This is a genomic window from Paenibacillus sp. MMO-177 (assembly GCF_037147795.1).
Classification (GTDB): domain Bacteria; phylum Bacillota; class Bacilli; order Paenibacillales; family Paenibacillaceae; genus Pristimantibacillus.
In genome coordinates this window covers 68,846-86,538 of record NZ_JBBCUR010000012.1, presented here as the reverse complement: position 1 = coordinate 86,538, position 17,693 = coordinate 68,846, and the positions used below count along the sequence as shown (strand labels likewise).

Genomic DNA, 17,693 nt, shown 5'->3' with positions numbered 1-17,693 from the left:
TCGGGAGAGGATGGAATTATGACTCGCATTATTATTGATACAGATATCGGCAGCGACATTGATGACGCGATGGCGCTTGCCCTTGCTCTTCGTTCGCCGGAGCTGAAGCTGGAGGGCGTAACGACGGTTTACGGGGATGCTCATCTTCGCGCAAAGATGGTCAGCAAGATGATTCAGCTTGCGGGTAAACCGGATATACCTGTTATGGCAGGGCTTAATCGTCCGCTGCTTGGCAACCGCCCTGTCTGGATGGCGGGACATGAAGGCGAAGGTCTGTTGGAGCCCGGCGAAGAGCCGGACTATGACCGGCGCCATGCGGTTGATTTTATTATTGAAACGGTCATGAACAACCCCGGCGAAATTACGCTTATTCCGATTGGCCCGTTGACCAATATCGCCGCGAGCCTTATTCGGGAACCAAGAGTAGCAAGCAACGTCAAGGAAATCGTGTTGATGGGGGGTGCAACTCGTCTTGGCGATAACGGAGCGGATATTCGCGTCGTGGAGCATAATATTGCTTGCGATCCGGAGGCGGCATCGGTCGTATTCGGCAGCGGAGCGCCGATCGTCATGGTTGGTCTCGACGTTACCATGAAGGTTCAAATTACGGAGCAGGAGCGTCAAAGGCTGATCCGCACCAACGATCCGCTTAATTTGAAGCTTGCCGATATGATGGAGCGTTGGTTCGGCTTCGTTCAGGAGCGGCATACGTATATGCATGATCCGCTGACCGTCTCCTTATTGATCGATAGAAGCCTGGTTCAGACGAGGAAAATGAACATTCAGGTGGAGTATGATCACCGGCCGAGAACGGGGCAGACCGTGGCCACGTTTGATGAGCCTGCAAACGTGACGGTCTGCCTGGACGTGGAGGCGGACCGCATGGTTCGGCTTTTGATGAGCCGTCTTCTCAAGGAGGGGGCTTGATGGGCTCACGCAAAGGAAAAGTCGTCGTCGTAGGCAGCTTAAACATGGATATCGTTGTTCAAACGACTCGGTTTCCGGAGAAAGGCGAGACATTGTCCGGGCAAGAGGCGCATTTCCATCCCGGCGGCAAAGGTGCCAATCAAGCTGTCGCATGCGCTAGGCTTGGACATGAGTCTGTTATGCTGGGGGCCGTTGGGGAGGATGCTTTTGGCAAAAGCTTGTTTGAATCGCTTGAGGCAAACGGAGTGAACATCAAACGTCTTTTGACAAAACCCGGCGTTGCAACCGGCATCGCTTCCATCACGCTGGCTCAGCAGGATAATTCGATTGTTGTGGTGCCGGGGGCGAACGGCTCCCTCTCGCCGGAGAACGTACTTGCATGGAGGGATGTTATCGCAGAGGCCTCCATTATGCTCGTGCAGCTGGAGATTCCGATGGAAGCCGTAACCGCCGCCGTAAATTTGGCATATGAGCAAGGCATTCCCGTTATATTAAATCCGGCGCCCGCAAGGGAAATTCCGGAGGACGTCCTTCGGAAAGTGCGCTATATCACGCCAAACCAGTCTGAGCTGCATGCGATGACAGGCATCGATCCAAGTGCCGAGGGTCTGGAGAACGCGATGGACGCCTTGCTTGCGCGCGGCCCCCAAGTTGTCATTGCTACGCTTGGCAGCGAAGGTGCCGCCTGGAAAGAATGCGGCGGGAGCCTGCAGCGTGCCAAGGCGTATCGGGTTAAGGTTGCGGATACAACCGGAGCCGGAGACTCGTTTAACGGCGGATTAGCCTGCTCGCTTGCCGATCATAACGGACTGGAAGAAAGCGTGAAGCACGGTATAGCGGTATCGGCGCTTGCCGTTACGAAGTTCGGGGCGCAAGACGGCATGCCGACGCTTCATGAGGTAGAGACATTTAAATCTGCACACGAAAAAGAGGGAAGCTTAGCATGACTCGCACGAAAATGATCATAGACGCGGATACCGGAATCGATGACGCACTCGCCATTTTGTATGGCCTGAAGTCGCCAAAGATCGAATTGGAAGGCATCACAACCGTATTCGGCAATATTCCGGTTGAGCAGGCAACCGATAATACACTGCGGATCTTGAAGCTTGCCGGCCGCGAGAACGAAATTCCCGTCAGTCAGGGAGCTTCCGGACCGCTCGTCCGCACGCTGGATGGGTTTGCGACGCATGTTCATGGCGGGAACGGAATCGGGGATGTTGAGATTCCAACATCCTCGCAGCGCAGGATTGAGGAACCTGCGGCGGATTTCATTGTACGCAAGGCGGAAGAACTTAAAGGGGAACTGGTCATTGTCGCAATGGGAAGACTGACGAATATCGCGCATGCGCTGCAAAAGGATCCCGGACTGACGGCCAAGGTGAAGCGTCTCTATGTAATGGGCGGGGCAATCAACGTCCCCGGCAATGTAACGCCCGTCTCGGAGGCAAATATATGGGGTGATCCGGAAGCCGCTGACTTGGTGATCCAATCGGGCATGCCGATTACGCTGGTTGGTCTTGACGTAACGATGAAGACGATGCTTTCTCAGAGTCATCTGGATTCTTTGCGGCGCTTAAGCAAGCCGGAGAATGAAGCGGTTGTCGACTTTATTTACCGTTCCATGCAGTATTATTTCGATTTCTATAGGGAGGCTAACGCCTACCGCGAGTGCGCTCCCATGCATGATCCGCTGACGGTGCTTGTAGCTGTCGAGCCGGGAGTTGTCCGGACTCAAACGATGCATTTGTCCGTTGAATGCGGGGGCGAGCATTGCGTAGGCATGACCGTAGCCGATTTGCGCAGGAAGCCGTCGGTCGGCAGCCCTGTCCAAGTATGCGTCGATGTGGACGCTCAGCAGGCTATTGATATGCTGCTCGAAGTATTTTTATAGGAAGCCTACAAGAGGCCGGGATCCCATTAAGGGATTCCGGCTTTTGTTAGCGGAGCAGATTTGGTTATAAGAAAAGAGGACAGGGAATAATGTGATAATACGCCTAAAATTTCAGTTCGACTGAAAAGAGTGATAGAAATGAAGGAAATGACCTTTAAAGCTTTTGCCATCACGAATGAAATTGACCTGAACCAGATTGCTATCCATTGCGGAATTCCGAAGAAATTCACCTGGGAGCAGCCTTTAATTCTAAAGGGCGACATTCTGGAGGCTATTCTTCAGCATCAAACCGAGGACACGCAGCAGGTGCTTGTGTTCTCTTTTGGCAGCATTGTCTTTATTAATCATTCACGCCCGCAAGACATTATCGCTTTTCTGAGATACCTACAAACCTTTGAGCCGGAAATTGATATTGCGAACGCCGATCGTTATTCCGACGACTACAGTCTTCATTACGGGGAGAAAGATTCCTTTGAATTGACGGATGAGTATGTGGAAGTGCCGGAATACGAGCATTTCCATCCCGAACTGATATCCACCGTTCTTGCGAAATCGGTCGCCTTTGAGAAAGTGGAAGAGCAGCTGGGGAAAATCAACGACAAGCTGGAGACGGTGATTGAACGGCTTGAGAAAGGAAAGCTCCGAATCGGTAATAAGGAGCTGGCCCGGACGACGGCGATCATCCTGCGTTACGAATATAATTCGCTGGCATACATCATGATATTGGATAAGCCCGATATTACTTGGAGCAGCAGCCATGCCGGCGAATTTTACGACAAGATGCTGGAATTCTTCGAATTGAATGACCGGTACAAAATATTAAAAAACAAAACCGAGTTCCTGCATCACATTATAGAAGGGTTCTCGACGATCAGCCATTCGATCCGGGGCCTGTTCGTGGAATGGATTATTGTAATCCTTATTGTCATAGAGGTTATTCTGACCGTTCTGCAAATTGCCGGAGTACTGTAATAAGTCCACTGAAGAGCCGGAAATCCGATTAGGATTCCGGCTCTTTTATTGATAGTTGCGGCAAACTTGGCTGTATCCGCCAATGCCGGGAGTTAGATGAGCGGAAGTGTGGTACAATGAATCGATTAATCGAGAGAGTGCATCGTAATTTAATAGGGTTCACACAGGAATGGAGATAAAGAATAATGAGTTTGTTGACGGTTGAGCATTTATCGCATACGTTTGGCGACCGGGTATTATTTAAGGATGTGAATTTCCGTTTGCTTGAAGGGGAGCATATCGGCCTGGTTGGCGCGAATGGCACAGGGAAATCGACGCTTATGAATATTTTGACGGGCAAGCTGCTGAAGGACGAAGGCAAGGTAGAATGGACGCCCCGCGTTCGTTACGGTTATCTCGACCAGCATACGAAGCTTGAAGCGGGAAAGACGATTCGCGATGTGCTCAAGGACGCGTTCCTGCCGCTGCTTGTATTGGAGGAGGAGCTTAACGATATTGCCGCGCGGATGGGCGAGGCCGATCCGGACACGCTGGAGCAGCTGCTCCAGCGCATGGGGGAAATTCAAGAGGAGCTCGAAATCGGCGATTTCTATTTGATCGACGTGAAGGTCGATGAAATGGCCAATGGGTTAGGTCTTAACGCAATAGGACTTGACCGTGACGTTACGGCGCTTAGCGGCGGACAGCGGACGAAGGTTCTGCTTGCCAAGCTGCTGCTCGAGAAGCCGGGCGTCCTATTGCTTGATGAGCCTACCAACTATTTGGACGAAGAGCATGTTAACTGGCTGACGAACTATTTGAAAAATTATCCGCATGCCTTTGTTCTTATTTCCCATGAGACCGGCTTTATGAATCAGGTCGTTAACGTGATTTATCATCTTGAATTTACGAGGCTGACGCGTTACACCGCCAACTATGAGAAGTTCCTGGAGATGGCGGAGCTGAACAAAGCGCAGCATATCGACGCCTACGCGAAACAGCAGGATTATATTAAGAAGCAGGAAGAGTTTATTCAGAAAAATAAGGCTCGTGCATCAACATCAGGGCGTGCCAAGAGTCGCGAGAAGCAGCTGGGCCGTATCGATCTCATCGATAAGCCGGAGGAAGCGGCGAAGCCAACTTTTAACTTCAAGGAGTCCAGATCAAGCGGCAAGACCGTGTTTGAAGCACAAGGTATGGTAATCGGCTATAATAAACCCCTTCTTCCCAAGATGGATATGATCATTGAGCGCGGCGATAAGATTGCAATCGTCGGCTGCAACGGCGTGGGTAAATCCACGCTCCTGAAATCGATTCTTGGCGTTATTCCGCCGCTTGACGGCAAGACCTACCTTGGCGATTATTTATCGCCTGCCTATTTCGAGCAGGAAGCGAAGGCTCCGACAATGACTCCGCTGGAGGATGTATGGGATGAGTTTTCATCCATGAACCAGCATGAGGTTCGGGCTGCGCTTGCCCGCTGCGGGCTCAAGAACGAGCATATTACCCGCCCTCTTAACCAGCTCAGCGGGGGAGAGCAGGCGAAGGTTCGTCTGTGCAAGCTGATGATGCGGGAGAGCAACTGGATCCTGTTCGATGAACCGACGAACCATCTGGACATCGTGGCTAAGGCCGAGTTGAAGCGTGCGCTGAAAGCCTATAAAGGTACGATCGTTCTTGTCTCTCACGAGCCTGATTTCTATGAGGATTGGGCAACGAAAACATGGGATGTAGAAGCTTGGGCTATGCAGAGCCAGAGATAAGATATCGCAAGGTTTTCAGTTTTAAGAAAGAGCATGGCTTTAATCGCCATGCTCTTTCTTTGCTTTACGCGGCCATAACGTGTAACTGAAGCTGATCAGGAAATCGATGGAGAGGACAATGGACCACATCTGAATGACCGACAGAAGACTTGCCGTCCGGGCCTCGTCGCCGATCCATGCAATAATGCCAAGCAGCAAAGCGCATCCGATGGACCAGGCAAGAAGATGGAGCAGCCATCCTTTTCGCTCGTTACGCGCATGTTCTACGCCATGCCTAACCTTCGGTTCCGGAGGGGGACCTCCGGCGAACCGGTGAGCAAAGCGGATATCCGCCCAGCGGATCATCCGGCTTCCGAATGCAACCGAGACGCCGATATAAATGGCAGCGAGGCCATGAATGAAGCTGGCTTCTCCGCCTTGATGCAAATCGTATGCGGTGGCGGCAAGCAGAACAAGATCAACGACCGGTGTTATGGCAAGAAGGACAGCCCCTAATTTCTTGCGGCGCAATAGATAGCGGCATGCCAGACCCGCAAGCACGAACACCCAGAACGCCATTTCACAGCCAATAATGACAGAGACGACCATAGAGGTATGAATCCGCTCCTTTTTTAGTACAATTGTATTATTATGATTATAACACAGTTGTGCTAAAAAGGAACGGAGGATTATAATAGAGCCATGCCTAAAATTGTCGATCATCAAATACGCAAGGAACAATTGGCGGAGGCAGCCTGGAAGGTGATCCGCCGGGAAGGCTTGGACAAGCTTTCCGTACGCCGTGTAGCCGACGAAGCGGGGATATCGCTTGGTTCGCTCAGGCATTATTTCGAGACGCAAGCCGAGCTGCTGACCTTCTCCATGCGGCTTCTGTCGAAGCGGGTGAATGAACGCATCCAGAAGTTGACCTATACCGATGATATGCGGCGCAATATGGAAATGGTTATTGCCGAGCTGCTGCCCCTGGACGAGGAACGCATGGCGGAGGCCGAGCTTTGGCTTTCTTACGTCGGGAAGGTAATTTCCGACCCTGCTATACGTGAGCTTAGTCTTGAAGTGCATGACGAGTTATATGCCGGCTTTCGGCAAATGCTTGATACTTTGATTAAGCTTAATCTGGCGAAGGACGGAATTGATCCCGGAGAGGAGACGAAATTACTGCACGCCCTTGTGGACGGTTTGGTTGTGCATCGGGTCATGGTTCCGGAGCGGATTGAAGCAGGCGAGATGCTGCAGATGGTTTCTCGTCATTTGGACAGGATCTTCAGAAGCCCTGCGCAATAAAAAAAGCGGAAATTAGTTCCCTGCGGGGGCTTGTCTCCGCTTTTTTCCTTTGTTGTTTTATCAATTGAAATAATTCGATAGACGGATAAAAATAAGAACCTCAATCCCCGCCAAACCTCAAAATATAGTAAGAAATTCTCATATTTTAGCAACAATTATCGGTTATGCTTGAATAAAGTCCTTTTTTGGCCGGAGCTTTTGAAACTTCCTTTAATTGCTACTCGTCTTGGGATTAAAGCAAAAGGTATGATGTTTATGATGGGGATAGAGTAACAGATTTAATATATACGGGGTTGAAGACGGTGAATAAACGATGGGGCATTGCGGCCGCTTTGATGGCGGTCCTGCTGGCCGCGTATTGGGTGTATAGCAGCAAGGACAGCGGGGAGGAAAGCAGCAAAGACCGTGTTGCCCTGCCCTCTAAATATGGCGATACGCCTCAGCTGACGACGCATCGGGAGGAGTTGCAGCAATTCATCGGTCAAAAGCTGATGGGCGATGCCGGCGTTTACACGAACTATAAGGAGACGGATGAAGCGGCGGAGACCGCTACCGGGCATGAGACGTTAAGCGAGTCGGCTGGCCTGCTTATGCGTTATTTCGCGCTTACCGGGCAGAAGGAAGCTTTTGATGCGGTATGGTCGCGTGCTAAAGAAACACTCGCGGCGGATTATGGCTTCAGCTATCGCTATAGTCCTCTTCACGATAAAAAATATACGGTTAATGCCGTCGTCGACGATCTGCGGATCATCCGCGCGTTGTACGAGGCCGAGACGGCTTTTGGCAAAGACGGCAACTATGGCCGGGAGGCCGCTCAATATGGCGAACTCGTCTATGAACACAATGTCCAAGGGGACAAGCTTTACGATTTCTACGACGGCGCTTATGGAACAACTAACGATTTCCTAACTTTATGCTATGCCGATTTCCGGTCTATCCGGTTGTTGGAAGTGCCGTCCAAGGATAAACGAAAATTGGAGGATTCGCTGCTTACAATCGTCTCGGGAGGGTATTTATCCGATAAGTTCCCTTTTTACGAAACTCGTTATGATTACAAATCAGGCAAGTACGGTGACCATGAGGGGGAAATCAGTACCATTGAGTCTCTGTTGACGGTATTGTCGCTGGCTGAAATTCATCAGGAGCGTACCGCAAGCATCACGTTTCTTAAGCAGGCGGTGGAAGCAGGCACGCTGTACGGGCGTTACAGCAGGGACGGCAAGCCGGCGACGGATATCCAATCCACGGCTGCTTACGCGATTGCTGCGATGATTGGCTCGACGATTGGAGATCAAGCGCTTTACCAGAACAGCATGAAACGCATGGAGCAATTCCGCGTGGAGGATCAAGCAAGTCCGATTGCCGGAAGCTTTGGGAACTCGGCGACGGAAGAAGCGTATTCGTTCGATAATTTGACGGCTTTATTGGCTTATGCCTATTAAGACTTCATAGAACGCGTAAGGAAAGGGGCATGGCATGAATAAGCTGCAACGAATAAAGCTCGTACAAACGATAATCGTATGGCAAAAATACATATCTCCGGCCTCGCTGGCGGCGTTTGGCGTTGCGCTTATTTTGCTGATCGAGCTCTTTATTCCGCCTTACATCGGAATGGCGGACAACGGGGATTATTACCGGATTCTATATAGCAACGGCCTGTACTTCAATGCGCCGGATTATACGGGCCAGACACTCGAATATTTTGTCAAAAATTTCGGAATTTTCCAATACTACAACGAGAATAGCGCCCTGCTGTATTCCTCTCAAACGCTATTCGTTCGTCTATCGCTTATGATCAGCGAATGGTTTGGTTATAACCGTCAATTCGATATCCGGATTCAGGCGGCGCTTTACGGCGTGCTGTATGTAGGCGCGGTTTACCTGCTAGTGAAGGCAGCCGCATGGAAAGCTTCGCGCCGTGCGGGCTATGGACTGGCGCTTGGGGCTGTTTTTGTATTCGGGGATATCGGATACCTCGCGTATTTCAACTCTTTCTATAGCGAAAGCGTCGTTCTGATCATGCTGATGTATTTGTTCAGCGCCGGGATGCTGCTGTACCAGCGGCAGTACAACGATTACTTCCTGCTGTTTCTCTTTGGGGCGAGCGCTATGATTCTAACTACAAGCAAGCAGCAGAATGCGCCGATTGGCCTTATTGTCGCCATGGTGGCTGTTCTGTTCGTCTTTCTGAAGCGGGACAGGGTCTTCCGTACGCTGGCCGGACTGCAGGCGGTTGTCCTGCTGCTGACTGCGGTAGGTACCTATGTCCTCATTCCGGAGCAGTTCGTCAACATTAACAAGTACCACGCCATGACAAGGGGCGTATTGATGACGGCGGATAATCCGGAGCAAGCACTCGATTACTTCGGGATCGACAAGCAGTTCGCGGTGCTTACCGGCGCCATTTATTATGACCAATTCTCTCCAATTCCGGTCGAATCGCAAGAGATGCAGACGCAGTTTTTGGATAAGTATGGATTTCCCTCCATCGCCAGATACTACCTAACCCATCCCGATTCGGCGGGCAGGATTTTCGAGACGGCGGCCCGCAACGCCTTTTCTAACCGGACCAAGCTCGGAAATTACGAGAAGTCGGCGGGTAAGCCGTTTGGTGCCCGAACGATAGCCTTCTCCGGGTACAGCTTTCTGAAGGAATGGGCCGCACCGAAGACTTCCGGGTTTGTGGTATTGTGGATGATTGTCATTGCGGGGATGTACGCTTCGTCTTTCTACAGGGCCGTGAAGGAGCGGGCGCTCCGGCGAACGCTTCGGCTGTCGCTGATTCTCATGATGATGCTGTCGGGACTATGCGCAATGGCGGTTTCGGTTATTGGCGCGGGGGACGCGGATCTCGCCAAGCATGAGTTTTTATTTGCGGCGGCGTTTGATCTGGTGACCTTTTGGGTAATAGCGGACTGCGTCTGCCGCCGCTTGTGGGGACCAAACGCGAAGCAAAATGCGGGTGAAGAGGACTCTGAACCGTCCGCGTTGCTACAGGGGGGACAGCAATGAGAAGACGGACAGGAATCAAGCTGTGGCTGCTCGTCATGCTCTGTCTCACTTTGCCGGCGGCGGTGCTGATACCGGCTCCGGCAACGGCTGCGCAGGATTCATCGAAAGCCGCCCGGGTGCTGCTCGTCTATGACAGTCTGGGAGTGGATACTCCTGCGGCAGGCAATATAGAGACTTTGCAGCGGCTGCTGCTCTCCTTGGGGGCGACGGTGACGACGGTTGCTTCGGATGCATATAAGCCCGAAATGGCTGAAGATTATGCGAAGCTGATTACCGTATGCAATACGGAAGATTTATGCGGAGCCATTACGCACGATATCGCGGCTATTGCTGGCGGCTGGCTGCATATCGGACCTAATCCTCCGGAGGCCCTGCGCGGGATGCTTGCTCTTCAGACGGAAACAGCAGGCAGGCAGTCCTTAAAGCTGTCGGTAGGCGGGCTCTCCGAGGACCATATTTTTATTAATCGTCTCCCCTATATTGCGAAGTGGAAAGGCGAGACTTACGGACAGATGACCTCTTCGGAGTTTCAGGCGCCGTTTGCCGTATCGGCCGGCGGTTACGCGTACGTACCGTATTTCGAATCGGGCAACCTGAGCGAATTGGCGGTCGCTTATGTTCTGCGTACTTGGCTTGGGGTCGAAGCGCCGACGCAATCTTATCTGCTTATTCGCGGCATCACGCCTTTTATTGATTTGGACAAGCTGGAGGCTTTGTCGGAGCAGCTGTACAATGCCGGAATTCCGTTCCTGGTCAGCGTAAGCCCGTTGTTCAACAATACTGATTATCCGGCGATGCAGCGCTACTTGGCGGCTTTGCAAGCCGTGCAGTCCCATAACGGCAGCGTGCTTGTACAAGTACCGACGCCAACGTCCGCGGGGCAGGATTCTTCTGTTCTGAAGACGCAGATGGACGGCTTTCTGAATCATCTGGCCGAGGCGGGTATTGCCCCTCTCGGAATGACGGGAGATGTAAAGCGGGCACAGGTGAAGGAAGGGCGCGAAGCGGGCTTTGCGTTCTCGGATACGACCATCCTGTTCGCCAATGAATCAGGGGGGACGACCGGCCAAACGGAGGCCGTGCAGCCTTTTGCCGCATCTCCGTATGCCATATCCGCGAAGGTACTGCTCCAGATCAGCCGCGAGAACAAGCTCTGGCCGACGTTTCCCGTAAATCTGGCCGTAACCTTTGATTGGTTCGAGAACGATGCCAGTCAGGAAGAAGCTGTTCGCGAGGCTGCCGGCAGCTGGCTGCCGTTTGCGGATTTCAAGTCGGAGACGCATAGCTTGAGCAGCAGCGCCCATAAGGCCGAGTCGCGAAGCGGAGCGCTTCTTCTGGATGGCAGGCCGGCCGATCTGCAGGAACGGGCAGAACCGGAAGTGCAGGCCCCCGTCGTCACGCAGCCGGAACAAAAGGTCACTTTCCATGCTTTATTTTCGGTGCAGAGCCGGATCCTGATTGTCCTTATTATTACAACCTTAATGCTGTTCGCCGTGTTCCTCTTGATCGGATACCGGTTATATAAGAGAAAATACTACAAGTCGGGAGGCGGCCTATGACGATACCGGATATATTAATGGTCATATGCGTGCTGTGCATCTGGTCCCTGCTGCTCGTTAATATCGCGCTGATTATCGCAGGCTACTTCTACTATATAAAGCTGGAGAGCGAGAAGCCGCCCGAGCTTCTTCCGGGAGAAGAGCCCTTCGTGTCGATTATGGTACCGGCCCATAACGAAGGCAAGGTTATCGTCAAAACGGTAGAGTCGCTGCTTGCGCTCGATTATCCCCATGACCGCTACGAGATTATCGTGATTAACGATAATTCTTCGGATAACAGCAGCGTGCTGCTCGGTCAACTTCAGGAGAAATACATGGGGCGCAATCTGATTATCATCAATACCGATAACGTAACCGGAGGCAAAGGCAAGTCCAATGCGCTCAACATCGGCTTCACGCGGAGCAAAGGCGAACTTATCGCCATCTATGATGCCGATAATACGCCGGAGCGGACGGCGCTTCGTTACCTGGTCGCCGAAATCGTGAACGACGCCAAGCTTGGGGCGGTTATCGGCAAGTTCCGGACGCGTAACCGGGATCAGAACCTGCTTACCCGGTTCATAAATATCGAGACGTTATCGTTCCAATGGATGGCCCAAGCGGGCAGGTGGAAGCTGTTCAAGCTATGTACGATTCCGGGCACCAACTTTATCATGCGCCGCCATATCATCGAGGCGATCGGAGGCTGGGATACGAAAGCGATCGCGGAGGATACCGAGATCAGCTTTCGGATTTACATGATGGGTTACCGGATCAAATTCCAGCCGAAGTCGGTTACCTGGGAGCAGGAGCCCCAGACGCTGAAGGTGTGGTTCAAGCAGCGGACGCGCTGGGCGAAGGGGAATATTTACGTTATCGTCAAAAACGTCCCGCTGCTCTTCCGGCCGGAAGCGCGCCGAATCCGCTTCGATATTCTTTATTTTCTGGCGATTTATTTCTTGCTTGTCACCTCGCTCTTAACGTCGGATACGCTGCTCATTCTGCATGCGCTCGGTTACGTGCATACCACGATTGAGGGATTAAGCTTCTACTTGTGGATACTGGCCATTACCTTGTTTGTTGTAGGGACGTTCATCACGCTTATAACGGAAAAAGGCGAAATGCACCCCTCGAATCTCGTCATTATTCTGCTTATGTACGTTACTTACTGCCAGCTATGGATGCTTGTTGCCGCCAATGGCATGCTCCAATATTTGAAGGACGTGATTTTTAAACGCGAAGCCAAATGGTATAAAACGGAACGGTTCTGACCGAAAGGAAGTGAATTTATGAGAAAAGCCGGATTTACGGCATGGGTCATCGCGCTGATTGTAGCGCTGCTGGTCCCGGGCGCGGGGACGCTATCCGCAGCACCGGAGGTACAGAAAACCTACGAAACGCCGATGCCGGAAACCTCGCTCCTTGGCACCAATGCGTACGCGCAGCAGTTTTTTCAGGTGCCGGATTACTGGAATGTAGAAAGCGCCGCGTTCAGGCTGGACTATAAAGTATCCCAGCTCACCCTTAATGATTTATCGGTTGTTACGCTTAAGTTGAACGGAAAGCCGTTCTACACGTTAAAGCCCGGTACCGAGACGAACCGGAAGGTCACACGGACTATCGGGCTTCCGCTTGAATATTTGAAGAGCGGCGTTAACGAGCTGACTATTGAAGGGGTCATTCAGACGAGAAATAACTCGGATCGGATGTGCGTCCCTACGCAGGATCAGGGCAGCTGGCTGCAAATTTTCGACAGCTCGGGCGTTGACGTGCAATACTCGCCGAAGCCGGTCGGCGCGAGCATCAGCGATTTCAACCGCCATTTCCTGGGCCTCGACACCATTCAGGATGGACAAGCCGGCGTCTTTGTGCCGGAGGAAGGCGATCTGAACGAGACGGAAGCCGCCGTCTATGCGTTGTCCGGATTAACGGGCGTTAGCCAGGACACCTCGCATCCTATTTCTCTACTGCCGTACCAGACGAGCAACCTGCAAGGGAAAACGCTTCGTATTCTGGTCGCCTTGTCGCAGCATCTTCCGGCAGACATTCGCTCGAAGCTGAGCGAGACCGCGCTGCAGGATAAAGCGCTGATTCAATTGATCCAGAGCGATACCTCATCCTTGCTTGTCGTGACCTCGGATAATGCGGATATGCTGAAGAAAGCCGGGCGGTTTATCGGCAACCACGCCCTGATGGAGCAATTGCAAGGGACGTCGAAGCTGGTGGATGAATCGACGGAGGTGAATACGCCGGCGCAAAGCATCAGCCGGTATTTCCCGCTCACGGATTCCGGAGATAAGCTGACGGGCCCGTCGCACCGGGAGAAAAGCTACTTCATCACTCTTCCGAGCAACCGCTCCATTGCGGAAGCGAGCAAGCTAAGTCTGGATTTCCGTTATGCGACGAATCTGGACTTTGACCGTTCGATGGTGACGGTTCTGGTGAACAACGTTCCGATCGGAAGCAAGAAGCTGTCCGCCGAGCTTGCCGGCGGCGATAATCTCGAGCTGACCATTCCGAAGAACCTCGGAATCTCGGGCAACTTCACGATCACGACGGCTTTTGACCTGGAGATCAAGAATGCGGAGTGTACCGGGAACCAGGACCAGATGCCATGGGCATTTGTTTCCAAGGACTCCGTGCTTCAGCTGAACACGAAGGACCGCACGGACATGCTGTTCAACAACTATCCTTATCCGTTTCTCCGGGACGGCAGCTTTAACCGGGTAGCCGTTGTTCTGCCGCAAACCCAAGACAACTACACGTATGCGGCGCTCTCCAATCTGTTTAATCTGATGGGGCAGTTCGCGACCTCCAACACGGGCGAAATCCGCTTTTACACGGACGATGTCAAGGAGAGCGAACTGAAGGACCGGCAAATTATCGCGATTGGTACCTACGCGGATAACCGTTACATCCGCGAGAACAACGATAAGCTGTATTTCCAATACGACAAGCAAGGCGAAGGCTTCTTGTCCAATGAGAAGATAAGCATCGAAGAAGGCTACGGCAAGCGGATCGGAACGCTGCAGCTGATCGACTCGCCATACGGCAAGGGGCATGGCTTCCTGGCTATTACGGGCAGCAGCTCCGAATACGTCTATCTGGCGTCGAAGCTGGTCGGGAACGCCGGCAGCCTATACAAGATTTTTGGCGACGGGGCTATGGTAGACAAAGACGGAGAGGTTCATGCCTTCCGCTTCAAGAAGGAAGCGGTGTCCGAAGCGCCGGCTGTGGTTACGCGAGTATTGGAACGCGGCGACGTTGTAAACTTTATGATCGCGTTTATGCTTGTGCTTGCCCTGGTGCTCGTATCGCTTGTGCTTCTCGTCCGCAAGCACCGGAAGAAGAGAAAGGGGTAGGAATCATGAGGCGTAACACAAGCTTGTTGTCGGACGGCGGCTTTCTGCTGCTGTTCATCGCGTGCTTTGTCTGTATCGTGTTTACGGCGCGTGATCCTAATCTTTATCTGCATAACATCATTTTCTTGAACGTCGCGTTTCTGATCGCGATTGTCACTTATTTTACGACGATCACGACCGGGCTCATCTTGAATATCGCGTTTGTTTTCGGTTACGGTACATTCACCATCTACCAGACCGTCGTGCAAGGGGGCGTGGTCACGAGCCAAAGCTATTTCTGGCTCATCATGACGCCGGTATTCACCGCGATTACCTGGATGTTCACGCTGGCAAGCAAGCAGCTGCAGGAGGAGAATGAAGCGCTGCAGAAGAAGAATGCTTCGCTCGCCACGATGGATGAGGGCACCAACCTGAAAAACATGCTCTCCTTCCAGAAGGACACGACGGTATTTATGGCGTTGTCCGACCGGTATAAGATTCCGCTGACGCTGCTTGTTCTGAACGTGAAGTACTGGAACGAGCTGAGACGCATGATTGGAGAGGAGCAGCTGAACGCTGCCGTATACAACATTACGACGATCAGCCAGACCAGCATTCGGGCGAACGATTCGCTCTACATGCTGAGCCAGGAGAATCCGACCTGGGGCCTTCTGCTGTTCACGGACCGGGACGGGGCGGATATCGTCATGAACCGGCTCCGCAGCAGGCTTGCGGAGATTAACGAATCCGAGAGGTCAACCAGCAACCGCTTCGAGCTCAACCTGAAGATGGGGGCTTACGAATACAACCGGGAAGAAACGCCAACTCCTCTGGAGTGGATTACCCGGGCCCGCAAGGAATTGGAGTACGACGTATAATGGTACGAATCCGAACAGGCAGATGCGTAAATTCGCATGCTGCCTGTTTTTCTATTAATATGAAGATAGATATTAGATCGATTAAAGGAGCTTGAACATGAACAAAGTGGCTTATTTGGGACCTAACGGCACCTTCTCCGAAGAGGCGGCCTTGAAGTTTTTCGAAGGAACGGATACGGAGTGGGTTATGCTGAGCTCGATTCCGGACGTTCTGGAGGCGGTCAGCCGGGATGAGGTAGACAAATGCATGGTGCCGATCGAGAACTCCATCGCGGGTAATATTCATATGACCATCGACGGTCTGCTGCTATACAACTTGAGGATTGAGGCTGATGTCGTCTTTAAGGTATCGCTCCATCTGATCGGTAATCCCGGCAGCAAGATGAGCGATATCCATACCGTACGATCCATCATGCCTGCCATTAATCAATGCCGCCAGTTCATTAAGGAGCATGCCCTGAAGCTTGATTATGCGGACAGCACAGCCCACGCTGCCTTGTCGGTCAAGGAATCCGGCGATACCGGAACGGCTGCGATCGGCTCCGCGTCGGTTGCCGAGAAGTATGGCCTGCAAATTCTGGAGAGCGGCGTACAGGATCATTCGGCGAATCATACCCGTTTTATCGTGGTCAGCAAGAAGCCTAACGAGGATACGGGGCAAAAGAAAACGATGATGCTGATTACTCCAAACGAGGAGTATCCGGGCGTATTGTCTTCGATTCTGAACGTGTTCTCCGCGCTTGCCATCAACCTCTCTTGGATTGAGTCGCGGCCAACCGGGCGGAAGCTTGGCGAGTACAGGTTCCTGATCGAGACGGAAGCCGGGGGCAATGAGCAGCGTATGGATAAAGCGATTAAAATTATCGAAACCTTTGGCCATGACGTTCATGTTCTAGGCAGCTACGCAACGACGATTCTGTAGCGCTACTGGGCAACGGTCTTGAAATAGCGGTAAATCCGTTCGAGCTTCTGCTCCTGCTTGCCTTGCTTCTTCTCCATGCCGCCAAATTCGAAGAACTTCACTTTCTTGATGCCGACATAGCTGAAGAGGGCTTTTCGCATAAGCACCTTATGAGCATTGTTCAGCCAGAACAGCGGATAGAGGGAAGGACCTTTCATCGTGGAGATGCATACGACCGATTTGCCCTTCAAGAGGCCCTCGGGAAGAAGCTTTCCATTGTCCCGGTATGCGAAGTTGGAAGCAAACATCCGGTCGATGTAGCCAAGCAGCATCGCCGGCGGCCTGCCCCACCAGATTGGATAGACAAACACGATTTTCTCGGCCCAGAGCAGCTGCTTGCGGTGCTTGTCGAGCTCCGGATCGACATGCATATCCCGCCTGCGCTTATTCTCGTTAAACACAAGCAACGGATCGAACGATTCGGCGTACAGGTCAAGCACTTGGATTTCTTCGACTTGCGTGTTCTCCCTCAAGCCTTGGATCGTTTTCTGCAGGAAGGAATAGCTGAGACTGTTATGGTTCGGATGCGTGTAAATAATAAGGGTTTTCATCGGACACCTTCTTTGTTATCATTTGATAAGAAGTTATCACGCTTCATAAATAGTTGTCAATAGATAATTATTATTTGATAACCAAATGACGCTTCAACCCGGTTATAAGGAGATGGTCCAACATGGATTCCAAGGATAAACTATTCCGGCAGATGGTGTCCCATATCACAGCTTCCCACCAATTGCATTACGACATGACGAAGGGAATGCCGATGGAGGATATTACGCCTCTGCAGTACGAGATAATGGAGTTTCTAACGGTGAAACAGCCGATGACGTTAAGCGAAATCAGCGAATGCAAAGGCATCTCGATGCCGAATACGAGCCGGGAGATCCGCAAGCTGACGGAGAAGGGACTCTGCGAGAAGGTCGAGGATCCGGAGGACCGGAGGAAGCAGTACATCCGATTGTCCTCGCTTGGGCAAGAGCGGATGGGAATGGCCTTTGGCCATATGAGACAGCTGTTCATGCAGCAAATCGAGCATGTGGCGGAGGCGGATTTGGTCCGGATTTCCGAGGCGCTTGAGGTGCTGGGCACGACGATTTTTCGCGCGAATTCATAATGCCCGTGTTGTTGATTAAAAAGCTAAGAG

General features: G+C 52.1%; 16 protein-coding genes. 14 read left to right on the top strand and 2 right to left on the bottom strand.

What is annotated here, in order from left to right:
• Nucleotides 1-18 precede the first annotated feature (18 nt).
• From WFK81_RS26630 to WFK81_RS26610, 5 genes are all read left to right on the top strand, one after another.
• Nucleotides 19-927, top strand: coding sequence for a nucleoside hydrolase (locus WFK81_RS26630; RefSeq protein ID WP_336789944.1), 909 nt, complete (start codon nucleotides 19-21; stop codon nucleotides 925-927).
• Nucleotides 927-1,874, top strand: a complete 948-nt coding sequence (rbsK, locus tag WFK81_RS26625; RefSeq protein WP_336789942.1) for a ribokinase — start codon at nucleotides 927-929, stop codon at nucleotides 1,872-1,874. Before WFK81_RS26630 ends, rbsK begins: the two co-directional genes overlap by 1 nt.
• Complete coding sequence (locus tag WFK81_RS26620) at nucleotides 1,871-2,821, top strand: nucleoside hydrolase (protein ID WP_336789940.1); 951 nt, start codon at nucleotides 1,871-1,873, stop codon at nucleotides 2,819-2,821. The genes rbsK and WFK81_RS26620 overlap by 4 nt, the downstream gene beginning before the upstream one ends.
• 138 nt (nucleotides 2,822-2,959) lie before the next feature.
• The gene (locus WFK81_RS26615) at nucleotides 2,960-3,793 is read left to right on the top strand and encodes an RMD1 family protein (RefSeq protein WP_336789939.1); all 834 of its coding nucleotides are present in this window, start codon (nucleotides 2,960-2,962) and stop codon (nucleotides 3,791-3,793) included.
• 185 nt (nucleotides 3,794-3,978) lie between these two features.
• On the top strand, nucleotides 3,979-5,535 hold the full coding sequence (locus WFK81_RS26610; protein ID WP_336789938.1) for an ABC-F family ATP-binding cassette domain-containing protein: 1,557 nt from the start codon (nucleotides 3,979-3,981) through the stop codon (nucleotides 5,533-5,535).
• A 39-nt stretch (nucleotides 5,536-5,574) separates the two neighbouring features.
• On the opposite strand, the gene WFK81_RS26605 is transcribed toward WFK81_RS26610, so the two are convergent.
• The gene (locus WFK81_RS26605; protein WP_336789937.1) at nucleotides 5,575-6,123 is read right to left on the bottom strand and encodes a hypothetical protein; all 549 of its coding nucleotides are present in this window, start codon (nucleotides 6,121-6,123) and stop codon (nucleotides 5,575-5,577) included.
• A gap of 93 nt (nucleotides 6,124-6,216) precedes the next feature.
• On the opposite strand from WFK81_RS26605, the gene WFK81_RS26600 reads away from it, so the two are divergent.
• The 8 genes from WFK81_RS26600 (at nucleotide 6,217) to pheA (ending at nucleotide 16,510) form a co-directional block, all read left to right on the top strand.
• On the top strand, nucleotides 6,217-6,819 hold the full coding sequence (locus tag WFK81_RS26600; protein ID WP_336789935.1) for a TetR/AcrR family transcriptional regulator: 603 nt from the start codon (nucleotides 6,217-6,219) through the stop codon (nucleotides 6,817-6,819).
• Between the two features lie 302 nt (nucleotides 6,820-7,121).
• Nucleotides 7,122-8,261, top strand: coding sequence for a hypothetical protein (locus WFK81_RS26595; RefSeq protein ID WP_336789933.1), 1,140 nt, complete (start codon nucleotides 7,122-7,124; stop codon nucleotides 8,259-8,261).
• Between the two features lie 34 nt (nucleotides 8,262-8,295).
• Complete coding sequence (gene wsfD / locus WFK81_RS26590; RefSeq protein WP_336789931.1) at nucleotides 8,296-9,831, top strand: glycan biosynthesis hexose transferase WsfD; 1,536 nt, start codon at nucleotides 8,296-8,298, stop codon at nucleotides 9,829-9,831.
• Nucleotides 9,828-11,390 carry a hypothetical protein gene (locus WFK81_RS26585; protein ID WP_336789929.1) on the top strand — a complete coding sequence of 521 codons (1,563 nt, stop codon included), beginning with the start codon at nucleotides 9,828-9,830 and terminating at the stop codon, nucleotides 11,388-11,390. Before wsfD ends, WFK81_RS26585 begins: the two co-directional genes overlap by 4 nt.
• On the top strand, nucleotides 11,387-12,640 hold the full coding sequence (locus WFK81_RS26580; RefSeq protein WP_336789927.1) for a glycosyltransferase family 2 protein: 1,254 nt from the start codon (nucleotides 11,387-11,389) through the stop codon (nucleotides 12,638-12,640). The genes WFK81_RS26585 and WFK81_RS26580 overlap by 4 nt, the downstream gene beginning before the upstream one ends.
• A gap of 18 nt (nucleotides 12,641-12,658) precedes the next feature.
• Nucleotides 12,659-14,731, top strand: a complete 2,073-nt coding sequence (locus WFK81_RS26575; RefSeq protein WP_336789925.1) for a cellulose biosynthesis cyclic di-GMP-binding regulatory protein BcsB — start codon at nucleotides 12,659-12,661, stop codon at nucleotides 14,729-14,731.
• Between the two features lie 5 nt (nucleotides 14,732-14,736).
• The gene (locus tag WFK81_RS26570) at nucleotides 14,737-15,588 is read left to right on the top strand and encodes a diguanylate cyclase domain-containing protein (RefSeq protein WP_336789923.1); all 852 of its coding nucleotides are present in this window, start codon (nucleotides 14,737-14,739) and stop codon (nucleotides 15,586-15,588) included.
• Between the two features lie 97 nt (nucleotides 15,589-15,685).
• Nucleotides 15,686-16,510: a prephenate dehydratase gene (pheA, locus tag WFK81_RS26565; RefSeq protein ID WP_336789921.1), complete on the top strand. Its 825-nt coding sequence runs from the start codon at nucleotides 15,686-15,688 to the stop codon at nucleotides 16,508-16,510.
• Between the two features lie 2 nt (nucleotides 16,511-16,512).
• Here pheA and WFK81_RS26560 read toward each other — a convergent pair whose 3' ends face one another.
• On the bottom strand, nucleotides 16,513-17,100 hold the full coding sequence (locus tag WFK81_RS26560) for an NAD(P)H-dependent oxidoreductase (RefSeq protein WP_336789919.1): 588 nt from the start codon (nucleotides 17,098-17,100) through the stop codon (nucleotides 16,513-16,515).
• A gap of 122 nt (nucleotides 17,101-17,222) precedes the next feature.
• On the opposite strand from WFK81_RS26560, the gene WFK81_RS26555 reads away from it, so the two are divergent.
• Nucleotides 17,223-17,663 carry a MarR family winged helix-turn-helix transcriptional regulator gene (locus tag WFK81_RS26555; protein WP_336789917.1) on the top strand — a complete coding sequence of 147 codons (441 nt, stop codon included), beginning with the start codon at nucleotides 17,223-17,225 and terminating at the stop codon, nucleotides 17,661-17,663.
• Nucleotides 17,664-17,693 lie beyond the last annotated feature (30 nt).